General features: G+C 48.1%; 19 protein-coding genes and 1 tRNA gene. 9 read left to right on the top strand and 11 right to left on the bottom strand.

Translation table 11 applies throughout. From position 1 onward, the window contains the following. The 3 genes from QZT80_RS11990 to QZT80_RS11980 all read right to left on the bottom strand — a co-directional run. A partial coding sequence (locus QZT80_RS11990; protein ID WP_295122039.1) for an MFS transporter occupies positions 1 to 991 on the bottom strand: 991 nt, incomplete at its 3' end. Between the two features lie 30 nt (positions 992 to 1,021). Next, entirely contained in the window at positions 1,022 to 1,903 is an 882-nt protein-coding gene (locus tag QZT80_RS11985; protein WP_295122037.1) for an ROK family protein, read from the bottom strand. An 85-nt stretch (positions 1,904 to 1,988) separates the two neighbouring features. Next, positions 1,989 to 3,017: a LacI family DNA-binding transcriptional regulator gene (locus tag QZT80_RS11980; RefSeq protein WP_295122035.1), complete on the bottom strand. Its 1,029-nt coding sequence runs from the start codon at positions 3,015 to 3,017 to the stop codon at positions 1,989 to 1,991. Positions 3,018 to 3,367: 350 nt separating this feature from the next. Between QZT80_RS11980 and QZT80_RS11975 the strand changes: the two genes are divergently transcribed. The 3 genes from QZT80_RS11975 to QZT80_RS11965 all read left to right on the top strand — a co-directional run bounded on the left by QZT80_RS11975 (position 3,368) and on the right by QZT80_RS11965 (position 7,432). After that, entirely contained in the window at positions 3,368 to 4,411 is a 1,044-nt protein-coding gene (locus QZT80_RS11975; protein WP_295122034.1) for a LacI family DNA-binding transcriptional regulator, read from the top strand. A gap of 163 nt (positions 4,412 to 4,574) precedes the next feature. After that, positions 4,575 to 7,211 carry a PKD domain-containing protein gene (locus QZT80_RS11970; RefSeq protein ID WP_295122032.1) on the top strand — a complete coding sequence of 879 codons (2,637 nt, stop codon included), beginning with the start codon at positions 4,575 to 4,577 and terminating at the stop codon, positions 7,209 to 7,211. A 149-nt stretch (positions 7,212 to 7,360) separates the two neighbouring features. Further along, positions 7,361 to 7,432, top strand: a tRNA-Glu gene (locus QZT80_RS11965). Between the two features lie 517 nt (positions 7,433 to 7,949). Here QZT80_RS11965 and QZT80_RS11960 read toward each other — a convergent pair. Next, complete coding sequence (locus QZT80_RS11960; RefSeq protein WP_295122030.1) at positions 7,950 to 8,375, bottom strand: nuclear transport factor 2 family protein; 426 nt, start codon at positions 8,373 to 8,375, stop codon at positions 7,950 to 7,952. Positions 8,376 to 8,622: 247 nt separating this feature from the next. Between QZT80_RS11960 and QZT80_RS11955 the strand changes: the two genes are divergently transcribed. Together QZT80_RS11955 and QZT80_RS11950 are read left to right on the top strand one after the other, a co-directional pair. Next, the gene (locus tag QZT80_RS11955) at positions 8,623 to 9,204 is read left to right on the top strand and encodes a Crp/Fnr family transcriptional regulator (protein ID WP_295122028.1); all 582 of its coding nucleotides are present in this window, start codon (positions 8,623 to 8,625) and stop codon (positions 9,202 to 9,204) included. 540 nt (positions 9,205 to 9,744) lie between these two features. Continuing rightward, positions 9,745 to 10,254 carry a hypothetical protein gene (locus QZT80_RS11950; protein WP_295122026.1) on the top strand — a complete coding sequence of 170 codons (510 nt, stop codon included), beginning with the start codon at positions 9,745 to 9,747 and terminating at the stop codon, positions 10,252 to 10,254. On the opposite strand, the gene QZT80_RS11945 is transcribed toward QZT80_RS11950, so the two are convergent. After that, a complete protein-coding gene (locus tag QZT80_RS11945; protein ID WP_295122024.1) occupies positions 10,255 to 11,625 on the bottom strand; it encodes a sigma-54 dependent transcriptional regulator in 1,371 nt (456 codons plus the stop codon). A gap of 97 nt (positions 11,626 to 11,722) precedes the next feature. On the opposite strand from QZT80_RS11945, the gene QZT80_RS11940 reads away from it, so the two are divergent. The 3 genes from QZT80_RS11940 (at position 11,723) to QZT80_RS11930 (ending at position 14,740) form a co-directional block, all read left to right on the top strand. After that, positions 11,723 to 12,502, top strand: coding sequence for a DNA-formamidopyrimidine glycosylase family protein (locus tag QZT80_RS11940; protein WP_295122022.1), 780 nt, complete (start codon positions 11,723 to 11,725; stop codon positions 12,500 to 12,502). 168 nt (positions 12,503 to 12,670) lie between these two features. Beyond that, a complete protein-coding gene (locus tag QZT80_RS11935; RefSeq protein WP_295122020.1) occupies positions 12,671 to 14,188 on the top strand; it encodes a PepSY domain-containing protein in 1,518 nt (505 codons plus the stop codon). 297 nt (positions 14,189 to 14,485) lie between these two features. Next, positions 14,486 to 14,740, top strand: a complete 255-nt coding sequence (locus tag QZT80_RS11930; protein WP_295122018.1) for a hypothetical protein — start codon at positions 14,486 to 14,488, stop codon at positions 14,738 to 14,740. 5 nt (positions 14,741 to 14,745) lie between these two features. On the opposite strand, the gene QZT80_RS11925 is transcribed toward QZT80_RS11930, so the two are convergent. Both QZT80_RS11925 and QZT80_RS11920 read right to left on the bottom strand, forming a co-directional pair. Further along, positions 14,746 to 15,048 carry a hypothetical protein gene (locus tag QZT80_RS11925; protein ID WP_295122016.1) on the bottom strand — a complete coding sequence of 101 codons (303 nt, stop codon included), beginning with the start codon at positions 15,046 to 15,048 and terminating at the stop codon, positions 14,746 to 14,748. Between the two features lie 620 nt (positions 15,049 to 15,668). Then, complete coding sequence (locus QZT80_RS11920; RefSeq protein ID WP_295122014.1) at positions 15,669 to 16,895, bottom strand: multidrug effflux MFS transporter; 1,227 nt, start codon at positions 16,893 to 16,895, stop codon at positions 15,669 to 15,671. 223 nt (positions 16,896 to 17,118) lie between these two features. Here QZT80_RS11920 and QZT80_RS11915 point away from each other — a divergent pair, with 223 nt between their 5' ends. Continuing rightward, on the top strand, positions 17,119 to 17,577 hold the full coding sequence (locus QZT80_RS11915) for a DinB family protein (protein WP_295122012.1): 459 nt from the start codon (positions 17,119 to 17,121) through the stop codon (positions 17,575 to 17,577). Here the strand turns inward: QZT80_RS11915 and QZT80_RS11910 are convergent, their stop codons facing one another. From QZT80_RS11910 to nirD, 4 genes are all read right to left on the bottom strand, one after another. After that, the gene (locus QZT80_RS11910; protein ID WP_295122010.1) at positions 17,578 to 17,991 is read right to left on the bottom strand and encodes a GNAT family N-acetyltransferase; all 414 of its coding nucleotides are present in this window, start codon (positions 17,989 to 17,991) and stop codon (positions 17,578 to 17,580) included. Between the two features lie 152 nt (positions 17,992 to 18,143). Next, positions 18,144 to 18,983, bottom strand: coding sequence for a formate/nitrite transporter family protein (locus QZT80_RS11905; protein WP_295122008.1), 840 nt, complete (start codon positions 18,981 to 18,983; stop codon positions 18,144 to 18,146). A gap of 11 nt (positions 18,984 to 18,994) precedes the next feature. Continuing rightward, complete coding sequence (locus QZT80_RS11900; protein WP_295122007.1) at positions 18,995 to 20,362, bottom strand: alginate export family protein; 1,368 nt, start codon at positions 20,360 to 20,362, stop codon at positions 18,995 to 18,997. An 84-nt stretch (positions 20,363 to 20,446) separates the two neighbouring features. Continuing rightward, entirely contained in the window at positions 20,447 to 20,830 is a 384-nt protein-coding gene (gene nirD / locus QZT80_RS11895) for a nitrite reductase small subunit NirD (RefSeq protein ID WP_295122006.1), read from the bottom strand. Positions 20,831 to 20,834: the final 4 nt, after the last annotated feature.

Here is a 20,834-nt window from a genome sequence, read left to right as displayed (position 1 = left end):
AGAAGTTGATCATCAGCAACGCCACAAACGATACCCAGCCCCAGCTTTGCGCTACGATAAGGCACATCAGTATACTGCCTAAAGCAAAAGCTGCCAGCAATTTGTTAGGGGCGATAAAGCGCATCAGTGAAGTACCTACTATGCGACCGGCCAGCATCATACCCATGAATACGATCATGTAATAACCTGCCTCCTTATCACTGAAGCCCATTTTCTCTGCTCCGTAATTAATGAAGAAAGCCCAGGTGCCGCCTTGTGCTGCCACATTAAAGAACTGCGCCACAATAGCCCACACAAAGTTTTTATGTTGAAACAGTTTCTTCTTTCCCTTCTGCTCTGCCTGTTCAGGGGTTTCGTAAGAAGCATGCGGGTCCTGCAGGGCAGGGACTTTCACAAATACGAATAACAAAGCGATAAGCGCAATAGCTCCTCCAATGTACAGGTACAATTGTTTCACGGTGAACAGTTCATCGGCATGCTGCCCTTGTGCGCCCAGCAAAAAGGTAGTACCAATAAAAGGGCCGATGAGTGTGCCCACTGCATTAAAGGTTTGTGCAAAGTTGATACGCTGATCGCTTGTTCGCTGGTCGCCCAGCGCCGCCGCAAACGGGTGTGCCACTGTTTCCAGCGTACACATGCCGCAGGCAAGTACAAACAAAGCAGCACGAAAAATGTCGAATGAAGCTGCATTCGCGGCCGGTACAAACAGGAACGCGCCAATCGCGTACAGGCACAAACCCAACAGCACACCACTTTTGTAGCCCATCTTTTTAATGAATAAACCCGCCGGTATCCCCATCACAGCATAAGCTCCGAAAATAGATACCTGCACCAGCGCGGATTTGGCCTTGGAAATATTGAGTACGTTCTGAAAATGTTTGTTCAGCACATCGCCCATCGTGAGGGCAATACCCCAGCACATAAACAAAGAGGTAACAAAAATCAACGTAACGAGGTATTTCTTTTCTGTGAATTTTACTTGTTCTTTCATCAGGTTATTTTATCGTGGAATATTTACTTGCTATTTTACAAACTCCCAGCAGCAGGCGCCGCCGATAAGTGCCGCCGCTTCGCCCAGCGCCGCTTTCCGCACTTCCATCCCATCGAACAAATCTCCTACCTCTCTCCTTAACTCGCGTTCGAAAATAGGAAGCGCATTGGCAATATTACCGCCAATTACCAGCACTTCCGGATGGTCCATAGGAATAAAATGTTTCAGGAACATACCCAGGTGATGGGCGAACTCGCGGAACACCTGCGCGGCAAATACACTATGCTCTACCTCGTCGGCAATCGTTCGTACATCACGCACTTCTTTGCCTGTCAATTCTTTATACCGCCGCAGGAAAAACCGGATGGAGCTATAATCTTCTGCCATCCCATCCAGGTAAGGGGTAACGCTTAATTCCGCATCTGTGGTAACACCGTTATGGCTGCGGGCCGAGCCCAGACCAGTACCAAGCGTAATACCAATAGCGTGATTAAACCCACGCGCAGCGCCACAAAACACTTCACCCTGCAAAAAGGCTTCGGCATCGTTGCGCATTAATATATGGGAAGATGAAATGGCCAGCCTGTCGGCTAGCATATCGCGCACGTTCAGTTGATATAACGCTTCGTATTTATGAAATCCTTTAATAAGACTGATGCCGTTTTTATAATCGAATGGTCCGGGCATGGCAATACCGATTCGCGTTGTTTCTGCACCGGCGTTGTTCCAGGCCATGCTCACGGCCTGTGTCCAGGTATCGAGTATATCTTTGGCCGGGGCATGACTATCTACCCGAAGCCTTACCGTAGTTTTGTCGTCGTATGTTTTTTTGCTGATGTTTACCATGCCTGCGGTAATGTGAGAACCGCCTATATCAATGCCAAGTACTAATGGGTCGTTCGTCTGTTGCATCTGTCTTTTTTAAACGTGGAGGAATATGGGTTGATAATATACGGCTATTCCTCCATTTTGCAAATGCCGGTAAATCAGGCTTGCACTATCTAACGGCCAGTACAGGCGACGATGACGCCCTGACTACCAGGTTTACAGGCAGTACCGTTGTTTTCTTTTCCAGTGTACCGCTGCTTTCCAGGCAATCGATGAGCTGCTGTATTACCGCTTCGGATATCGCTTCTACCGGTTGCGCCACCGCTGTAACAGATGGCGAGAAGAGCGAGAAGTATTTGATATCATCGAAGCTGATCACAGACAGATCGGCCGGGGCCTGCATATGCAGGTCGTTCATTACTTCCAGGCCGGCTATGGCGAGGTAGTTTGTGGCGAACAGCACGGCCTCGAGGTGACTGTTATCTTCCAGGAAAGTTTTTATTTTACCTGCCGCGTTGCGGTGTTTAATTTCATAGGGAACCTTCAGCACTAACGACTCTAAACCGCTTTGTTCCATGGCTTTATCATAACCGCTTAACCTGTCCTGCATTTGCACCTGCTCTGAATCGAGCGTAATGAACCCGATTTGCTGGCAGCCGTTTTCCACGAAGTGGCGGATGGCCTGGTAAGCGCCGTCGAAATTATCGGTTACCACATTGGCGGTTTCTAAACCATCAAAAAAGCGGTCGAACAGTACTACAGGGTAACCATCTTCCTGCAATTCCTGCAGGTCTTGCTCCAGTCCGGGCGGTGGCGCTATGATATAACCATCTACCTGTGCATCGCGAAATACGCGGAGCAGGCCTTTGGTTAGTGTGGTATCGTTTTCGGTGCTGCAATAGAATATCCTGTATCCCAGTTGTGCCGCTCTTTCTTCCACCACCTTGGCAATACTACTGAAAAAGGGATCAGAGATGTCTTCTACCAGCATACCGATAATTTTCGTTTTACCGGTGCGCAGGCTTTTAGCGATCATATTGGGGCGATAGCCCAGTTCGCGGGCATGCGCCAGGATACGTTCTTCCAAACCCTTGCTGATACGCTTTTCGGCCGCTTTACCGTTCAGTACGTAAGAAACAGTGGCAGACGATACGCTCATATCGCGGGCAATATCGTAGATAGAAATTTTCTTCTTCACGACGAAAGTTTAAATTTTAGCAAAAACGATTCCCTGCCCGCATAAAAGCAGGAAAACCAAGACCATTATCAACATTAAAAAATTGCTTACTGCCCTGTACCGGTAACAGTTTAAAGGAGGCTGTAACACCGCCAGAGAAAATCATAACATCGGAATCCTAACTACACTCGTATAAAAAACACCTCGCTTATAACCTTAACACTTAATCGATTATGCGTTATACTGTTTATCTGGGATCAAGTTAAGATTTAAATTATGAAAACCGTTTACTGTGGCGGGTATTTATTTGGGCAAACGTTTGCATAAAACGGGTTTAAATAGTATATTCATGGAGTCAGCCAATTCCCGTTATGAAATCAGTCAATATCACCATAAAAGATATAGCCAAAGCACTGGGCCTGTCGTTATCGACAGTGTCGCGGGCGCTCAAAGGCAGCTATAAAATAAGCGAGGCTACGCAGCAACGGGTTAAAAACTATGCCGCCGAACATCATTACCGCCCCAACCTTATTGCACAAAGGCTAAAGAATAAAAACAGCCGCTGTATTGGCGTGGCGCTGGGCACTATACCCAATAGTTTTTATGCGGAAGTGATGAATGGAATTGAGTCGGTGGCGTACGAGAAGGACTATATGGTTATTGTAACGCAGCATTTCGAGTCGTACGAACGGGAGGTAAAGAACCTGGAGAACCTTACCTGGCGGTCGATAGACGGCCTGCTGGTATCGCTCTCCTCCGAAACGAAGGACCTTTCGCACTTAACAAAAATGCAGCAGCAGGAATTGCCTATCGTTTACTTCGACCGCGTGCCCGAACACCAGGCCTGCCACAAAATTACCACCGATAACTTCGGCGGTGCTTACGAGGCCACTACGCATCTTATTCAGATTGGCTATCAACGCATTGCGCACATTACCAGCTCGCCGCATATGTCTATCAGCCGCGGGCGACTGGAAGGATACTACCAGGCACTAGCCGATCACGACATGCCGCAGCAGGAACAGTACATTAAATATTGCAGGCACGGGGGCATGCTGCCCGAGGAAGTTGAAAACGCGCTGGACGAGCTGCTAAAGCTACCCGAACCGCCCGATGCCATTTTCACCGCATCAGACAGGCTTACTATGCACACCTTTACCCTGTTGCGCAAATGGAATATCGCCATTCCCTCGCGGGTGGCCCTTGCCGGTTTTTCGAACTTTGCATCGCCCGAACTGCTGGACCCTGCGCTAACCACCGTTAAACAATCGGCTTTTGAAATGGGCAGCCTGGCCACCAGGCTGATGATAGAGCTGATAGAAAGTAAAAGGCCCGTGGAGGGCTTTCAGCACAAAGTACTGGCAACGGAACTATGCGTACGGGAGTCGTCGGCAGGGATAATAGCCGTACATTAAAAGTTATTTTACCGTCAAATTCCGCTTATCCATCGGTTTAATGATTGCCAAGGCAACCATGCCCCTTAACTTGTCGTTATTCTATCTTAAATTTACATAGAGAGCAAAAGACAGTAACCATTTTGACAGAGAGCGAAGGATCTATGTAGCTTACACCTGTAGCATGAAGCGTTTCTTATTCCTGATATTCCTGTTTACCAGTATCGTAAACATAGCGTATGCCGACCATATTACGGGGGGTGAAATGTATTATACCCTCAGGAACGTATCTGGTAACGCATACACCTACTCTGTTACGATCAAACTTTTTAAACGCTGCGGTGAACCGGTGCGCCAGTTCCCCGATCCCATGTACGTAAGTATCTTTAACCGTGGCACTTATACAAGGGTTAGAGATATACAGGTGAACAAATCGAACGAGGAACAGCTTAGTTACCTGAGTACCGACCCTTGCATCACCAATCCTCCCCTTATTTGTTATATCGTAGCCTATTACCATTTCGACGTTACGCTGGATGGTAATGCCGAAGGGTATTTGCTCGCCTCGCAGGTAACCTTCCGCATACAGGGCATCAGTAACCTGGGCAGCTACAACCAGGTAGGCGCTACTTATACCGGCGAAATACCCGGCGTAGCCAACAGTGCCGCGAGTAACAATAGCGCCAAATTCATTGGCAGCGACCTCGTGGTGATTTGCGCCAACAACTCTTTCTCCTACAGTTTTGCCGCACAGGATGCCGACAACGACCAGCTACGGTATTCCTTTTGCGATGCTTACCAAACAACTGGCCTTTCCGGCGGTGGCGGAGGAGGAGGCGGTGGTGGCGGAGGAACTAACTCGCGCCCAGCACTGGACCCGCCGTACGATGGGGTGCCTTACGGTAGTGAGTTTTCCGGTTCCATGCCGCTGGGGTCCAACGTAAAAATAGATCCCAACACGGGGCTTATTACGGGCATTGCGCCAGGCGTAGGGATGTATGTGGTGACTGTATGCGTACAGGAAATAAGGAACGGGGTAGCCATTGCCACACAGCGAAAAGACCTGCAGATCAATATCACCTCCTGTACCATTGCTGCGGCTGCGCTACTGCCAGAGTACATGCTTTGCGGCAACACCCAGACACTGGCAGTCGACAACCGCTCTACCAGCCCGCTGATCAGCACTTACAACTGGGACTTTATGGATGCAGCGAACAATACGGTTTACAGTTCCACCACCCCCGTAGCAAATTATACCTTTCCCACAGCAGGCACTTACACCATTAAACTAACCATTAACCGCGGACAAACCTGCCCCGATAGCACGACCGCCATCGCAAGGGTATACCCCGGTTTTGAACCGGATTTTAACGTTAGCGGCAGCTGCATCAATAAACCCATTACGTTTACCGATGCCACTACTACTGTATATGGCACCGTCAACTCCTGGAACTGGGACTTTGGTGAGAACTCGGTTTTCTCAGACGTATCGTTACAACAAAACAACACGTACACCTATCCTACAATGGGCACTAAAAACATCCGGCTCATCGTCGGCAACTCAGTTGGCTGCCTCGACACCCTGGATACACCTTACGAGATACTCGACAAACCACCAATTAACCTGGCTTTTCGCGATACGCTTATTTGTCCGCCCGACCGCCTGCAATTACAGCCCGGTGGTACAGGCATTTTCAGCTGGACGCCTACTGCAGACATGACGAATGCAGCTACCACTACGCCAACAGTGGAGCCGCTTACCACTACGAAATATTTTGTACAACTCGATAACGATGGCTGTTTAAATACCGATTCTGTTTTAGTGCGTGTGGTCAATGCCGTTAGTTTAGCCGCCCGCACCGACACCACCATTTGCGCAGGCGACCCGATCACGTTAAATACACTGTCCAACGGGCTGCGATACTCCTGGACACCTGCCGGACAGTTAGATAATTCATCGGCCCAAAGCCCGGTAGCAACAACTACTACCACCACTACGTATGCCGTAACCGCCAGCATCAGCAATTGCACGGCCACCGACCAGGTGGTGGTAACGGCCGTCCCCTATCCACGGGCCAATGCAGGTTACGACGAGATGATTTGTTATGATGCGGCTACACAACTGCATGGCACCATTGTAGGCTCATCGTTCACATGGTCGCCAGCCAACACACTTACCGGTGCCAATACACTTGATCCTACGTCGAAGCCAACGGCCACAACTTCGTATGTACTGTACGCCTATGATGTAGCCGGCTGTCCCAAACCAGGCACAGATACCGTAACCATCACCATGCTGCCGGAGATAAAGGCATTTGGGGGGAACGACACAGCCGTGGTACTTGGGCAACCGCTGCAGTTTAACGCAAGCGGCGGCCTGCATTACGAGTGGACGCCGGCCACCAGCCTTTCCGCTTCCGATATTGCTAATCCAATTGGCGTTTACTTTACGCCGAGCAATGGCATCAACTATAAAGTGTACGTACTAAACGAAGCCGGCTGTGTAGATTCATCGAGTCTGCGCGTACGCGTATTTCAAACCCTGCCTGCCGTATTTGTACCCACAGGTTTTACGCCCAACAACGATGGTGTTAACGATTGGGTACGCCCCATTTCCGCGGGCATACAAAACATCGAATACTTCCGCATATTTAACCGCTGGGGCGAGCTTGTTTATCACGGTAACATAAGTGGTAAAGGATGGGATGGTAATGTAAACGGCAAACCACAAAGTAGCGGCGTGTATGTATGGATGGTGAAGGCAAAAGATTATCTCGGTGGCGACTTTTCAAAGAGCGGAACGGTTACCCTCATCCGTTAGAATAAAAAATATACATCTCCACAACCCTTTACAGCCGCGCTTCTTCAAACTTTTTTCCAGCGATGTGAAACTTTTATTTGGTGATTCACAACAGTTTCCTATTTTTGCGTTCCCAAAATACAGAGAACATCTGGTTGGGAAATAAAAGCGCCGCGTTGGTCAAGGGGTTAAGACGCCTCCCTTTCACGGAGGAATCACGGGTTCGAATCCCGTACGCGGTACACGTAGATATTCCTACATTGTCTTAGATAGGAACAGATTTATCATCTGTTCCTATTTTTTTTGATATAAGACCTATTGATTCTTCGCTTTTTTCACATCCTCTTAATTTTTATTGGCTTGGGGTTCGAAGTACCGTAAGGTGAAGCGCACGGGATTCAAACCCTCCAAAATCCTCCATGGGGCATATCACAAAAGCGAATGCGCTGAAATTCGAACGAATACACAGTTTAATTGTAAGCATCCGGCCAAGTAAATCTTTCCCAACCTGACGAGCTACTTTATCTTCCGTCTAAAAATCAATGGAAAATGTTTCGTTTGTCAAGCATCGTCTGTTTCTCAGCAAATGTGATTACATTCCTCGCTACTTAATATGGCGCTGTAATCGTGCATATAGTAGTGGGGTACGAGCCGCGAGTCCCTTGACTTGGACTCATATCAGTTTATCTTGCCGGACAACCTCACAGTCTGAACGCCGGCGAGCGCCTGTTACCCTTTAAGTTGTGTGTTACCGCGATTTCAGCCGAAGATGGCCTTAACTAGCTCCGTGTCCATGTATTCACGGACTTCGGTAATCTTTCCGTCTTTCAAACGAAGCACAATGCCGTAAAGGTTGTTGTAATCGAGTCCGTCCTTGGTTTTGGATTCGCCCTCCGCCTCCACGAAAACCTGATCACCCTCCGCAATCGCGTTAGTAACCGTAATTTTGATAGGCCCTTCGAGACGATTGAGCAATACCGGCACGTAGTTGTCCAAAATATCCTGCTTGCCGTGATATGTTCCTGTGAACAAGTGATTGCCGAAGTAGGTGAGCGTGATATTATCGGCCATGCTGTCGAAGTAGCCCGCGACATTCCCAGCCTTCAAAGAGGCATAGGCTTGCAACACGATTTGCTTGTTTAATTCAGCTGAATTAGTCGAAATGGCATTGTTTGATTGTGTCATGATTTTCTGATTTTTAAATTAATAATTGTTCAACAAAACTACATCCTCGCAGTACCGTCGAGCGATAGCAAATGATAAAAAAGAACGTTGATAAATATCAACGGATGTGTATATTCGTTCATGGTTGACGGCGCGGGACCTGGCTTACGGGCCAAGCCCGGTCAGTGCGGGATGTCACTTAAGGAGGATGGTCACGTGCTGTATTACCACGAAGGATAATGCAGCTCAAACCCTGGATTTTCACATCATGCATGATTCACTGATTTCATATATTAATAGGTACTCCGGAGTTCCCTTGAACGCGCAGGAAGAGGATCTTGTCCGAACGATGTTTTCCTTCAAGAGACTTAAAAAGCGGCAGTATTTCCTTCAGGAGGGCGAAGTCTGCAGGCATTTTTGTTTTATTGTCAGCGGAGCAATGAGGCAATACAGCACTGATGAGAAGGGAGCCGAGCATGTCATACAACTGGGCATCGAGACTTGGTGGATGGGCGACAGGGAAAGCATCGTCACGCGGACGCCATCAAAATACAATATAGATGCCTGGGAAAATTGCGAGCTGCTTACCATTAGCCACACAGATACCGTCTCTGTGCTAGACCAAATACCCTCAGTAAGGAAGATGCTTCAAGTAATGGAGGAGAAGAACTCGATCGCCAACCAGAAGCGCTTGAATTCCACGATCAGCCTTGCCGCGGACTCCCGCTACGCAGAATTTGTAAAAGAGTATCCCAATTTCATGCAGCGATTTCCACAACACATCATTGCCTCCTATCTTGGAATTACCAAGGAAACACTAAGCAGGGTTCGTAGGGGCAACGTTCTTTGATCTTTGCCCGAAGGGATTACCGTGCTCGCCCAAATATGCGATCAGGGCGCTAATGGGTTTGTGTTTGTAACGCAATTTCTCATGTCTCGGGATTCTGAGGCTGGTGAAAAGAAAGAGACTGCCCATCTGAGTCGGAGAGTCTATGACGCTAAAAGTGAAGCTAACTTCTTCAAATCGTGCAAAAAATGGTTCGAAGAACGTACCGTACGCGGTACGAACAAAGGGAATGATACAATGAATTGTATTGTTCCCTTTTTGTTTTTGCAACCCCTCATTTCTGTGTATGGAAATATTATCCTGCTTCAATAGTTTCTTGAAACTCACCTTCCCGGGTAGAATTATCTGCGTTTTTCTTCGCGACATATTTTGATCGGAATAATTTGCTGGCTCACCATAATACAGCATGTATCACATATTTTGTGCTTGTACTTGTTAATCACCAGCCGGCATAAACGAAATAGTAAACCAGATAATTATCCAGTTCAATAAAGAAAAAATAGCCCGCCCATTTACACTACTTTCACAAAGAAATCAATCGCCATGAAATATCTCTACCTAATCCTGATAGCCGTCTGCACCTCCTGCCGCTTCGGTTATTCTAAAACAGAATCGATCATTGTGCAAACTGGCGATGGTGTGGCGAAGCAACCCAAAGCCCGTACAGTACCGCAGGGCGAAACACTATATAAAGCATCGGACGATACTACGTTTGTCGTAAATTCATTTTACCAAACCGCCTGGATACTGGATGGTTGCGCCGCTGAGTACACTGACACTACCATTTCGAAGAATAAAGCCAGCTACATTTTTGCCCACAACCTGCAAGGCTCTGCCCTGCTGATGGTGAATAAAAAATGGGTAGTACTGGAAGGCGATCCTGATAAAGAAGGCGAACCGTTATACTGGACTGGCGAGGACATTAAAGTGAAACTCATCTTACACAAAAAGGAACGCACCGGGGATGAATTATGGAAGGAAGAAGGTGTACTGGAAGTGCAACGTCATGACAAAACGCTTACGTTCGTTGTCGGGGGAACAAGCGGTTGCTAACTACAACCGCTCCTTATCAATGCCTAACTTTTTAATACGGGAGTTTAAGGTAGATACATTCATATCTAACACCTCCGCCGCTCCGCCCGGACCAAATATCTTTCCATTACAACGCCTCAGCACCGCAATAATGTGTTCGCGTTCGTTTTCTTCAAACGTTTTAATGCCGGCAGCCGCCTCTGTTTTGCCTACCTGCAGTTCAGGCAACAACACTTCTTTAATAAGTCCATTTTCGCTCAGCAACACCGCGCGCTCCATGGCATGCTCCAGTTCGCGGATGTTACCTGGCCAATGATGGGCCGTTAATTTTGCCAGCACCTGCGCACTAAGCTGCACATTGGGTTTGCCGGTTTTGTTGCCATATAGCGCGGCAAAATGCGCGGCCAGTTGTGGTATATCTTCGGCCCGTTCTCTTAAAGGTGGTAAATGAACAGGAAATACATTGATACGATAATACAGGTCCATCCGGAAACGCCCTTCGGCTACTTCTTTTTCCAGGTTGCGGTTGGTGGCGGCAATAATGCGTACGTCCACTTTTTTAGAACCGGCCGCACCGATCCTCTCTATTTCCTTTTCCTGCAAAACACGCAGCAGCTTTGATTGCAGCTCTACCGGTATCTCCGCTATCTCATCTAAAAAAATTGTACCCCCATCGGCCTGCTCGAATTTACCGATGCTCTTTTCCCTCGCACCTGTAAAGGCGCCGCGCTCGTAACCGAACAAGATCGATTCGATGAGGGTGGCAGGCAGGGCTGCGCAATTCACCATCACCATCGGCTTCGATTTACGGGTAGACTGCTGATGAACGAACCGGGCCATCACCTCTTTACCTGTACCACTTTCGCCGGTAAGCAGCACGGCCGTATCCACCGGTGCTACGATTTTCAGGTTTTTGATCACCTGTTGAAGTTGAACGCTATTACCTACTATCCCATAAGATTTAATATCTATCTTTTTATCCGCGATAGCCGCTTCGGGCTGGCGACTAATGGCATCGAGACTATGCACATGCAGGTAACGCGCTATTTCAAGACTTACCAGCACATCGCGCTCGCGGAAAGGCTTTACCAGGAAGCCGTAAGGGAACGTGGCTTTAGCCGCCTCCAGCGTGGTGCGGTCGGAGTTGGCGGATAAAAAGATGAATGCAATATTTCGCTTACGTAGTTCACGCGCCAGATCGATGCCCGTAGACGCACCCCGCAGGAATATATCTAACAGCACAAAGTCGGGCAATTCGCGATCGATGAGTACCAGCGCCTTTTCCACACTGGCAGCAATACCACTCACCGTGTAACCCGCCCGCTCTAACAGCTGCTGAAGATTATTGGCCTCGATAAAATTATCCTCGACAATCAGTATTTTTTCACTCATAAACCTGCACTAGATAGGATGAAGGTAAAACAACATGCGCAAACTGCCATGGCATGAATTGTGAGCGACTTTTAACCACGACATAAAACAGAAAAAAATGCCTGAATTACCAGATCTCGAAGTATTTAGTCATAACCTGCAGAAGACGCTGAAAGGTAAAAAGCTAAGCAGCCTGCATGTGAAAAGCAACGCTAAACTCAAAGTCACCGCATCCACCCTAAAAAAAGCCTTTGAAGGGGAACAGTTGAAAAAGGTGTACCGCGAGGGCAAAGAACTGCGTTTCCAGTTTTCGAACGACCACCTGCTGGGCATGCACCTGATGCTTAACGGCAAATTGATTTATAGGGAAGATGATGCGGAGCAAAAGCATACCATCCTCTCCCTGCAGTTCGATGATGGCAGCACCCTCTCGCTCACCGACTACCAGGGCATTGCCAGCGCCAGCGTCGATCCGGAACCAGGTGATGCGCCAGATGCCCTGTCTGACGAGTTTACCGAAGCGTACCTGCAACAAAAGCTGGGCAGCTCCCGCGCGGCGGTTAAAAACCAGTTGTTAGATCAGCATGTGGTGCGGGGTATCGGCAACGCGTATGCGGACGAAATACTATGGGCGGCAGGCATTGCACCCTTTTCTACCAGTAAGGCCATTCCCCCGGCTAAAGTCAGGGCACTGTTTAAGGCTATAAAAAAGGTATTGGAAGATGCGATTACCCAAATTCAAAAGCACCACCCGGATATCATAGCTGGCGAAGTGCGCGACTTCCTGAAAATTCATCAGCATAAAAAAGCGGAAAGTCCGACGGGGCACGCCATACAACACCAGGTTAAAGGCGGTCGCAAAACCTATTTCACCAATGAGCAGGAACTGTTTGAATAACGTTTTTCCCTTTCCCGAAATATAATTTCCCGATCCGTCTTCTCCTAACGCTTGTGGTGGCTTAATTTCGCAGCAGCTTTTAAGCCAGGGGCATTCCTGTTGTGTATAAATCCATAGCGGGAGTGTACCCGACAATATCCCTCATTACTTCGCGAAAGGTCAACTCAGATGGAACAACCCGGAAAGAAAAAACGCCTGAGATGGGCAAAACATCAGCAGCGCTGGTTTGGTAAATGGCATTTATACCTTGGTATTATTGCCGGCGCCATCGTTGCCTTTACTGGCGTAACAGGCAGTATTCTTGTTTTTGATGATGAGATAGATCAGGCCCTCAATCCCCACCTGTTCGAAATAATGGCGCAGCAGCGTAAAATGCCGCTGGGCGAAGTTATCCCGGTTTTCAAATCCCAATACCCCGATATCCGGCTCGACTACCTGGAAGCGGTAGACGACCGTCCGAATGCGGCGTACAAGGCCTACAATTTTAAAACCGAAGAACAGTTCTTCATCAACCCGTACACCGGCAACCTGGCTGGCAAAAGGTTATACGAAAGCGCCTTCATCCATATCGTCACCGATCTTCATACCGCACTGCTCATTCCCGTGGTTGGCAGGTACATTGTGGGTATAGCCGCCCTCATACTACTCATTCTTACCATCAGCGGCCTGCGGTTATGGATACCAGATAAGTGGAAGCAGCTTAAGTCGGTGCTTACCGTAAACTTTAAAGCCAGCTTCAAAAGGCAGAACTACGACTGGCATAATATCCTGGGCTTTTACTCTGCCCCTGTGGTGGCCATATTGTCGCTTACCGGTGTTTGCATCACCTTTTCCATAGTGGTGATCCCGCTCCTTTTTATATTGAGTGGTCAGTCGCCACAGGGTGTGGCCAAGCTGCTGGGCGCCAAAAGCACCTATGTAGCCGGGGCAAAACCGTTATCAATAGCCGAAGTGGTACGCATTGGCGAAGCCACTATGCAAGGCAGTCGTGCAGCCGGCATCGCCCTGCCCGGCGACAGCACCGGCAACTACCGACTCGACATGCTGGGTACGCGCCTTCCGGTAGAAGGCAACCGGGAAATGATTATCCTGGACCAGTACAGTGGAAAGGTACTATTGAACAGCCGCACCGACTTCCCCGATGTGGGCAACGCTTACCTCAGCTGGCTAACGCCCATCCATTACGGGTCCTTTGGCGGTCTGCCCACCCAAATACTGGCGCTGCTGGGCGGTTTAATGCCGCTGGTATTGTTCGTTACGGGTTTCATCATTTGGTGGCCCCGCTATAAAAAGCAGAAAAAAAATGGAGACAGTCCGCGCAAAGAGCAGGCGCCTCCCTCCCATACACACCTCTCCGGCTGGGCGTACTTCGTGTTCAACCTGAAAAAAGGATTTAAATATGCAGCCTGGTTTGTATTGACAGGCGCTGTTATGGGTGTGTTATATGGCGTTGTGAGTGGGATTATTGTACAACCGGCCATATTCACCCTGTTGTTTACCACTGTTTTCGTGGTACTTAACTTCGCGGTAGCGCTGCCGGTGTTTGCGATCAACATGATCGCCTTTGCCCCCTTCCGAAAAAGCAGTCGCCGCGTGGTGCGCTATTTCGCACTATCCCTTTCCTTTCTGATAGTATTCCTAACTGTGTATTGGCTACTCACCCGAACAGGGCTAAAAGTCTTCTAAATGATTCAGGGGCCGGCTACTAAACCGGCCCTTTCTATTACTGACAAACAGCCTCACCGCCCTTTGTAGGATTTGTTCTACAACCAACGAACTCCCTTAGCAGTAAGCTGACGTGACCCGTTTTGCTCCACAAATTTTAGCAACCTGAAAAGCCGGATCGCTGCCTGGCAACGTATATAGTACTAATGGGTGTTATGTTTGTGTTGGACAAATGCAACATTTCATTGCACAAATAGACCATTGTGGATTTTCTGGTACGGATTTTATATATTTAAACAGGATCTAAAACCATATACCATGGATACCTCAATCATCACCGTGTATATTGATCACCGGTCGTACAATTTCTATATTGAAGTGAATCCGGAACAGGGTACAACAACGTACCAGGTGCTGGCGCCGGGCGAACAGTTCCATAGGATTACAGAATCTTTGCAGGAAGAACAGCTAATTGAGGGCAGCTTAGCTCCTTTAAATGAGAGGTTAGCAGTAGTAGAAAGAGAACAAGTAGCAAGAATTATCTGGCAGGAGATTATTGACCAGCTTTCCTGAAAAGCTTAAAAACCATTTTTCCTCATCACATCCTGCAGGGTGAGAAACAATTGCTGCGGACGCCCCACACACATTTCCCTGAAAAACTCAGCCCATGTCATATCCGCATGACAGGATGAAATAGTTGTTCCATCGGCAAACCTCACGAACAACCGGTTATACAGCGTTACTACTTCATAACTACCTTTTACCTTCATAAGACAATAGTGCAACGCACTTTGCGGCAGGAACCGCTTGCATTCCAGTGGCTTCTCCTGGTACAGCTTTTCCAGCAGTACATAAGTGACCATGGCCTCGGGTATTTTCAAGGCGCTTGACAGCTTTTGGGAAATCGTACGATAATTACTATCTCTTACGCCCGGAGGGCAATAGTTACTCAATGGGGCCATAACGCGGCTAAGTTGATGGTTACTGAATCGGATTTTTCTGCTCAGCGCAAATTTTGATTTTACAGGGACGACGAATTTAGCCAAAATAAGGCTGATAACCAAGTATTTTTAAGGGAGCGCGTCAATTTACGGGCTATTTGCGTAGATGTTGAGCCACTACGGCATTGGTTAATTTAGTATTGATTTCTGAATATTTCATATTGGATTAGCGGAATGGAATATTGTAGCCCATGCCTGTAAACCCATTTCAGGACTACCAATCCCTTTACAGATCAGGGTGTATACCTATTTTAGGATTATTCACACCTTATATACACCGTATCTTATCCTACAGTAATCCTACAGTTATTCTACACTTATCCTACACTTAACCTACACTACATTGCTATCAATACCGTGCATATCCGCATGAAACGAGTACTATATTCACATGTTGAATAGGGTTAATGCGGCTGAAGAGTGCGACGCAACGGCAGTTTAATGGTAAAGAAAAAGCCGGGCTCATCACCCGGCAGTTTATCAAAGAAGATGTTTTGAAGTTAGTGAACGGCCATTCCAGGACCATTGCCTACAGTCAGCTCCGCGATATTACGGCGGCCCAGCAACAGGATGCCTAAAGCAATAATGCTACTTACCATCATCACGGCCACCATGGGAACCGCACCCGCTTTTTCGTCGAACAGGCTTACGCACACAGATGCCAGGGTACCGATGCCCATTTGCATAGCGCCCATTAAGGCCGAAGCACTGCCCGCATTTCGGGAAAAGGGCGCCAGCGAGAGTGCTGACGTATTAGGATTAGTAAACCCAAGACAGCTGAGGTAAATGAACAAAAGGAACAGCGTTACGCCCAGGCCAAACCAGCCATTGACAGTACCGGTTAAAAATACAATACCCGTGATCGATTGAAGAAGCATGGCCACCGGTACTATCTGTTCGCTTCTGAATTTCCGCAGCACCAGTGTGTTTAACTGATTAGATCCGATAAAACCAACAGAGAGCGCGGCAAATATCCACCCGTACGTTTTTTCACCTAAGCCGAATACTTTCATGAATAACAATGGCGATCCCGCTACGTAAGCGAAGAGGCCTGAAAAGGCAAAGGAGCCGGCAATAGCGTAAGTGTAAAACTGCGGCTCGCGGATAACGGACAGGAAATTGGAGATAATAGGGCCCGGTTTTAACGACAGGCTGGTATCTGGTTTATAACTGTCGGGCAGATAATACACACAGGCCAGGAACAACAAAATGCCCATACCGGCTAATACCCAGAATACGGAAGTCCAGCCCCAGGCAGCTGTTACGTAACTACCAACTGTTGGAGCGATCATGGGCGAAGCGCCTACCACCAGGAATAACAGCGCAAATACCTTTGCATTATCCTCCACGGGGAAGAGGTCGCGCACCATGGCGATAGAAGCCACCGCAGCGGCACAACTTCCTACTGCCTGTATAAACCGCAGGATCACCAACTGATCGATAGTGGTGGCAAAAGAGCAACCAACGGAGGCGAGAATGTATAATGCCAGACCGATGAACAAAGGCGGCTTACGGCCAAACCTGTCCAGCAGCGGCCCATACAACAACTGCCCCGCAGAAATACCAATAAAATAACTCGATAATGAAAGCGATACATGCGATACCGTTGTGTTAAGCGACTCCGCAATAGCAGGGAAGCCCGGTAAATACATATCTATCGAGAAGGGGCCCAATGCCGTTAGCGAGCCCAGTATAAGCACTAGTGATATAAAAGTTTTCCTGTTCATTGATTCCTTGTTTCCAGTAAAAAAAGCACCCGCCACTATGCACAATCAATATGCAAATCAGGCAGTTATCATTAAATCGTGGTGATTATTAAAGGTGGGGAGATGTAGGTTGCTGCGGCAAAGGTATAAACATTTCACATAAAAAAACGCGGCGGGTATTTAGATGAACCGCGGATGACATGACAGCGTATTTGAATTATCTTTAGTAAAAGATACACACCCCATGCAAGGCATACCCTTTCTTCAATATGAGATGATAAAAGGTTCGCGTAAAGTACTGCTCGATTATTGCGGCACGCTGAGCCTCGAACATTTCACAGCCGCCCATCCCCAATTTGGCAAAGGCGGCAGCATCCGCAACCTGTTGGTCCACATCTGTAATACCTATCAAAGCTGGATAGGAAAATATGGGCTTGAACAGGAGATAGAATTTACCCCTTTCGGCAGCATCGAGAATGTGGACGATGCGCGACAGTTGTTTGCCAGCATAGATTTACTGGTTGCAGACTACCTCGAACGATATACAGACATGAACGAAGAGGTTCGCCGCGACGACATTCGTACTACAGCACTGCAATTCTTTACGCATGTTATTACGCACGAATTCCATCATAAAGGGCAGATACTTTCGCTGAGCAGGCATTGGGGATACACACCGGTGGATACCGATATTATGCGGTGATCAGAGCTTTTCCATCATGATTTCCGGGTGCGATAACCCCCGGAAGCCGAACTTTTCATATAACGTGTGTGCGTCGTTGGTGTTTAGTCCCCAACGCTTAAGCGTCTGCAATTCCGGGTGAGCCATTATTTCGGTCATCAGCATCTTGCTTAAACCTTTGCCCCTGTACGTTTCTAAAATGAAAACATCCATCAGCCAGGCGAAGATGGTATAATCCGTTACTACGCGGGCGAAGCCCACCTGCACACCATCATTGGTATATACACCGAAACTCAAAGAATTTTGAATACTACGCTCTACCGCCTCCCGGCTGCGCCCTCTCGCCCAATAGGTTTTCCGGCTTAGGAAATCCGTTATCATATCAACATCCATGGCAGACTTATCGGTGGAAATATAAAAGTTGCTGTTGGTCATTGTAATGTGGTTATTGCATGAACTGCAATAAATATAAGCGATAAAAATGACAAGGCCGCCCCGGGCTCCAGGACGGCCATTGTACGCTATGATGGTTTATCAACCTAAAAAAACAACCCGGAATTTATAAAAACAAACAGCACGTTGAGCTATTACTTCGCCATACGGCGGGCACTAATGATGGTAGCAGATTTATGCTCCGTTCCCTTTTTGCGACCATGCATTAAATAGAGCGTAAGAGCGGTACAAATAACGCCTCCGGCAATATTACCGATGGTTACGGGCAGCTGGTTATAAAGCCACCAGTCGCCCACCGACACTTTAGCGCCCATCATCATACCAGCAGGAATTACAAACATATTAACCACCGCATGTTCAAACCCTTGCGCAAAAAAGATGAAGATGGGCAACCATGCGGCGAGTATTTTACCGAGTGTAGACGTAGAGGTAAGTGCCATCACTACGCCGAGCGTGACCATCCAATTGCACAGTACTCCTTTTACAAGTACCGTAATTAATCCGGAGCTGCCGTATTGGGCATAACCGATCGTTTTCGTTTCGGCTATTTTCACAATTGCCTTTGCCAGGGCACCACCGCTATCCTGCCCGGACTGCGTGAGAGAAATCCAGAACAGCACGGCATACAATAAGCCACCGGCGAGGTTTGACAGGTATACTACCAGCCAGTTTCGGCCTAACTGCTTTAGCGTTATTTGCCTGGCGAACAGCGAAAGCGACATCACTGCGAAATTCCCCGTTACCAGTTCATAACCCAGCAACACCACCATAATAAAACATGCCGGGAATATAGCGGCACCGATTACGGGCAGGCCTGTTTGCACCGTAGCCGTAAGCGCGAACGTAGTACCAAAACCAAGTATAGCACCGGACAAAATGCCCCTGACTACCATATCGCCCAGCGACATTGCCGCTTTATCTACACCGGCCTGTATCATAGTGCCGGCTACTTCCGCAGGTTTCTTATAGTCCATGGGAAAACAATTTATTTAAACAATAAAGATGGTTTGATATTGATCATGAGATACGCCCAGTGATTGGCGGTTTGCGCATTGGCTACATTTTTTACACCCGGCGCAACCAGTGCGTCTGTACTATTAAAAAAGCTGTATCCACCTTCAAAGCCAATTACTTTTGTAAGTGCGAAAGACGCGTTCAGGTCCAGCTCCTGGCCAAAATTTCGGCCATATATAACTGCGCCGTTAGCCGGAACATCGCTCGTGCTTAGGAATTGATGCAGATCGGCACCCAGCGTCCATTTCGTACCCTGTTTTACTTTAAGTCGCAGGTAATAATCCTGTAACCCGCGGTTACCGAAACCAGAAGCGGTGTAGAAGTAATCCATATGCCCCCAGAACTTATGCGGCGTGCCGTAAAGAGGATCAAAGGCATTAGAGGTGCCGTTAGATGAACCACCAGTGGTATAATCTGCTCCCAGGCCAGCGCTAACAACATTAGTAAAGGCATATTGGAGAGATGCGGACAGCAGTGCCGCATTAAGATTTACACCGTCCGCCGTTTTGCCGGCCTGGTAATAAGCAGCACCGGTAAGCGTTAGCGACTTAAAAGTATTAGTGAAAAACAACCCGCCTGTAATACGGGTGTACACACCTTTATCCCAGGTTTTTACCGGTTTGCTTTCTACGGTATCGTGGTGGTAGCGGGAGAATTGATCGGCAAGCAGCAGTACTGATACATTTCCTTTTTTGAGTTTACGACCGCCGTACACGAATTGCAGGCCTTTGTACATGGCACCACCGTTGGTATTAGCCGCGTAAGTGCCGGCAGGCGTTGCATTGTATATGGTACCTGAAGCATTTTCTTTATTCTGATTAAAGGCACCGCCCGCATGGAGCATCCAGGCACCCGATTCGTATTTGATCAGCGCAGCATCGTGCCGGCGGGCCTGTTGCAGCCAGTCGAGATTACCGATCAGGCGGCCGTCATCATAATTCAATTCCTGCCGGCCTACCTTTATGCTGAGACTACGGGTTTTCACCAGCGTATCCGTAATAAATACTTCGGCCCAGGCTTCGTGCAGCATTAGCCCGTTATTATCCTGCGTGGTGCTTTTGTTGATGGTAGATACGTCCTGCCCCCACACCCGAACATCCTGTACGGCGAGGCCGAACTTTAAACGATAGGTAGCATACCCTGCGGAGAGGCGGCTGCGTTGCGAGGTAAATACAGCAGGACTGGCTGTTTTGGGAAGCGGGGCGCCTTGTCCATCGCGCAGCTCAGTACGAGTTCTGAGCTGCGCGTCCAGCGTAAACTGGGCTTTTAACGGGGTGTATACACCAGCCGCAAAAAGTATGATAATTGCTCCTTTAAGGAACCGTTTTTTACAGTACATTTGGTTGATTTTAAATGAGCCAAATCGTTTTAAAGTCAAGGACCCCGGTTCGCCGCCAAGCCGCCGGGGTTTCCTGTTTCCGGACTATGCCATCACTTCTGCTGCTTCTCTGCCATTTTGTATACCTATATATACACGGTCGTCCTCTATGCGAACGGGGTACACCGTTAACGAGCATTCGTGTTCATCCGTAAGACAACGGCCGTCTGCCAGTGAAAATGTTTTCTTGTGAAAGGGGCAGGCCACTTTGGGTTCACCCGCCTGCGTACCGATCATGCCCCGGCTTAAAGCCATTTGCATACGGTGCGGACAAAGGTTTTGCGAGGCATACCATTCGCCCCGGCGTGCAAAATGAAACAGGGCAATCTGTTCTTCATTATATTTCACACAAACACCGCCATTTGCAGGTACATCCTCTACTTTACAGGCAAAAAACCAGGTCGTTACTTCTGTGCTTAGGATAGACATGTTC

The organism is uncultured Chitinophaga sp., from assembly GCF_902168175.1.
In the GTDB taxonomy this organism is placed as follows: Bacteria; Bacteroidota; Bacteroidia; order Chitinophagales; family Chitinophagaceae; genus Chitinophaga.
The sequence above is the reverse complement of the archived record's forward strand: the minus strand, read 5'-3'. Positions and strand labels throughout refer to the sequence as shown.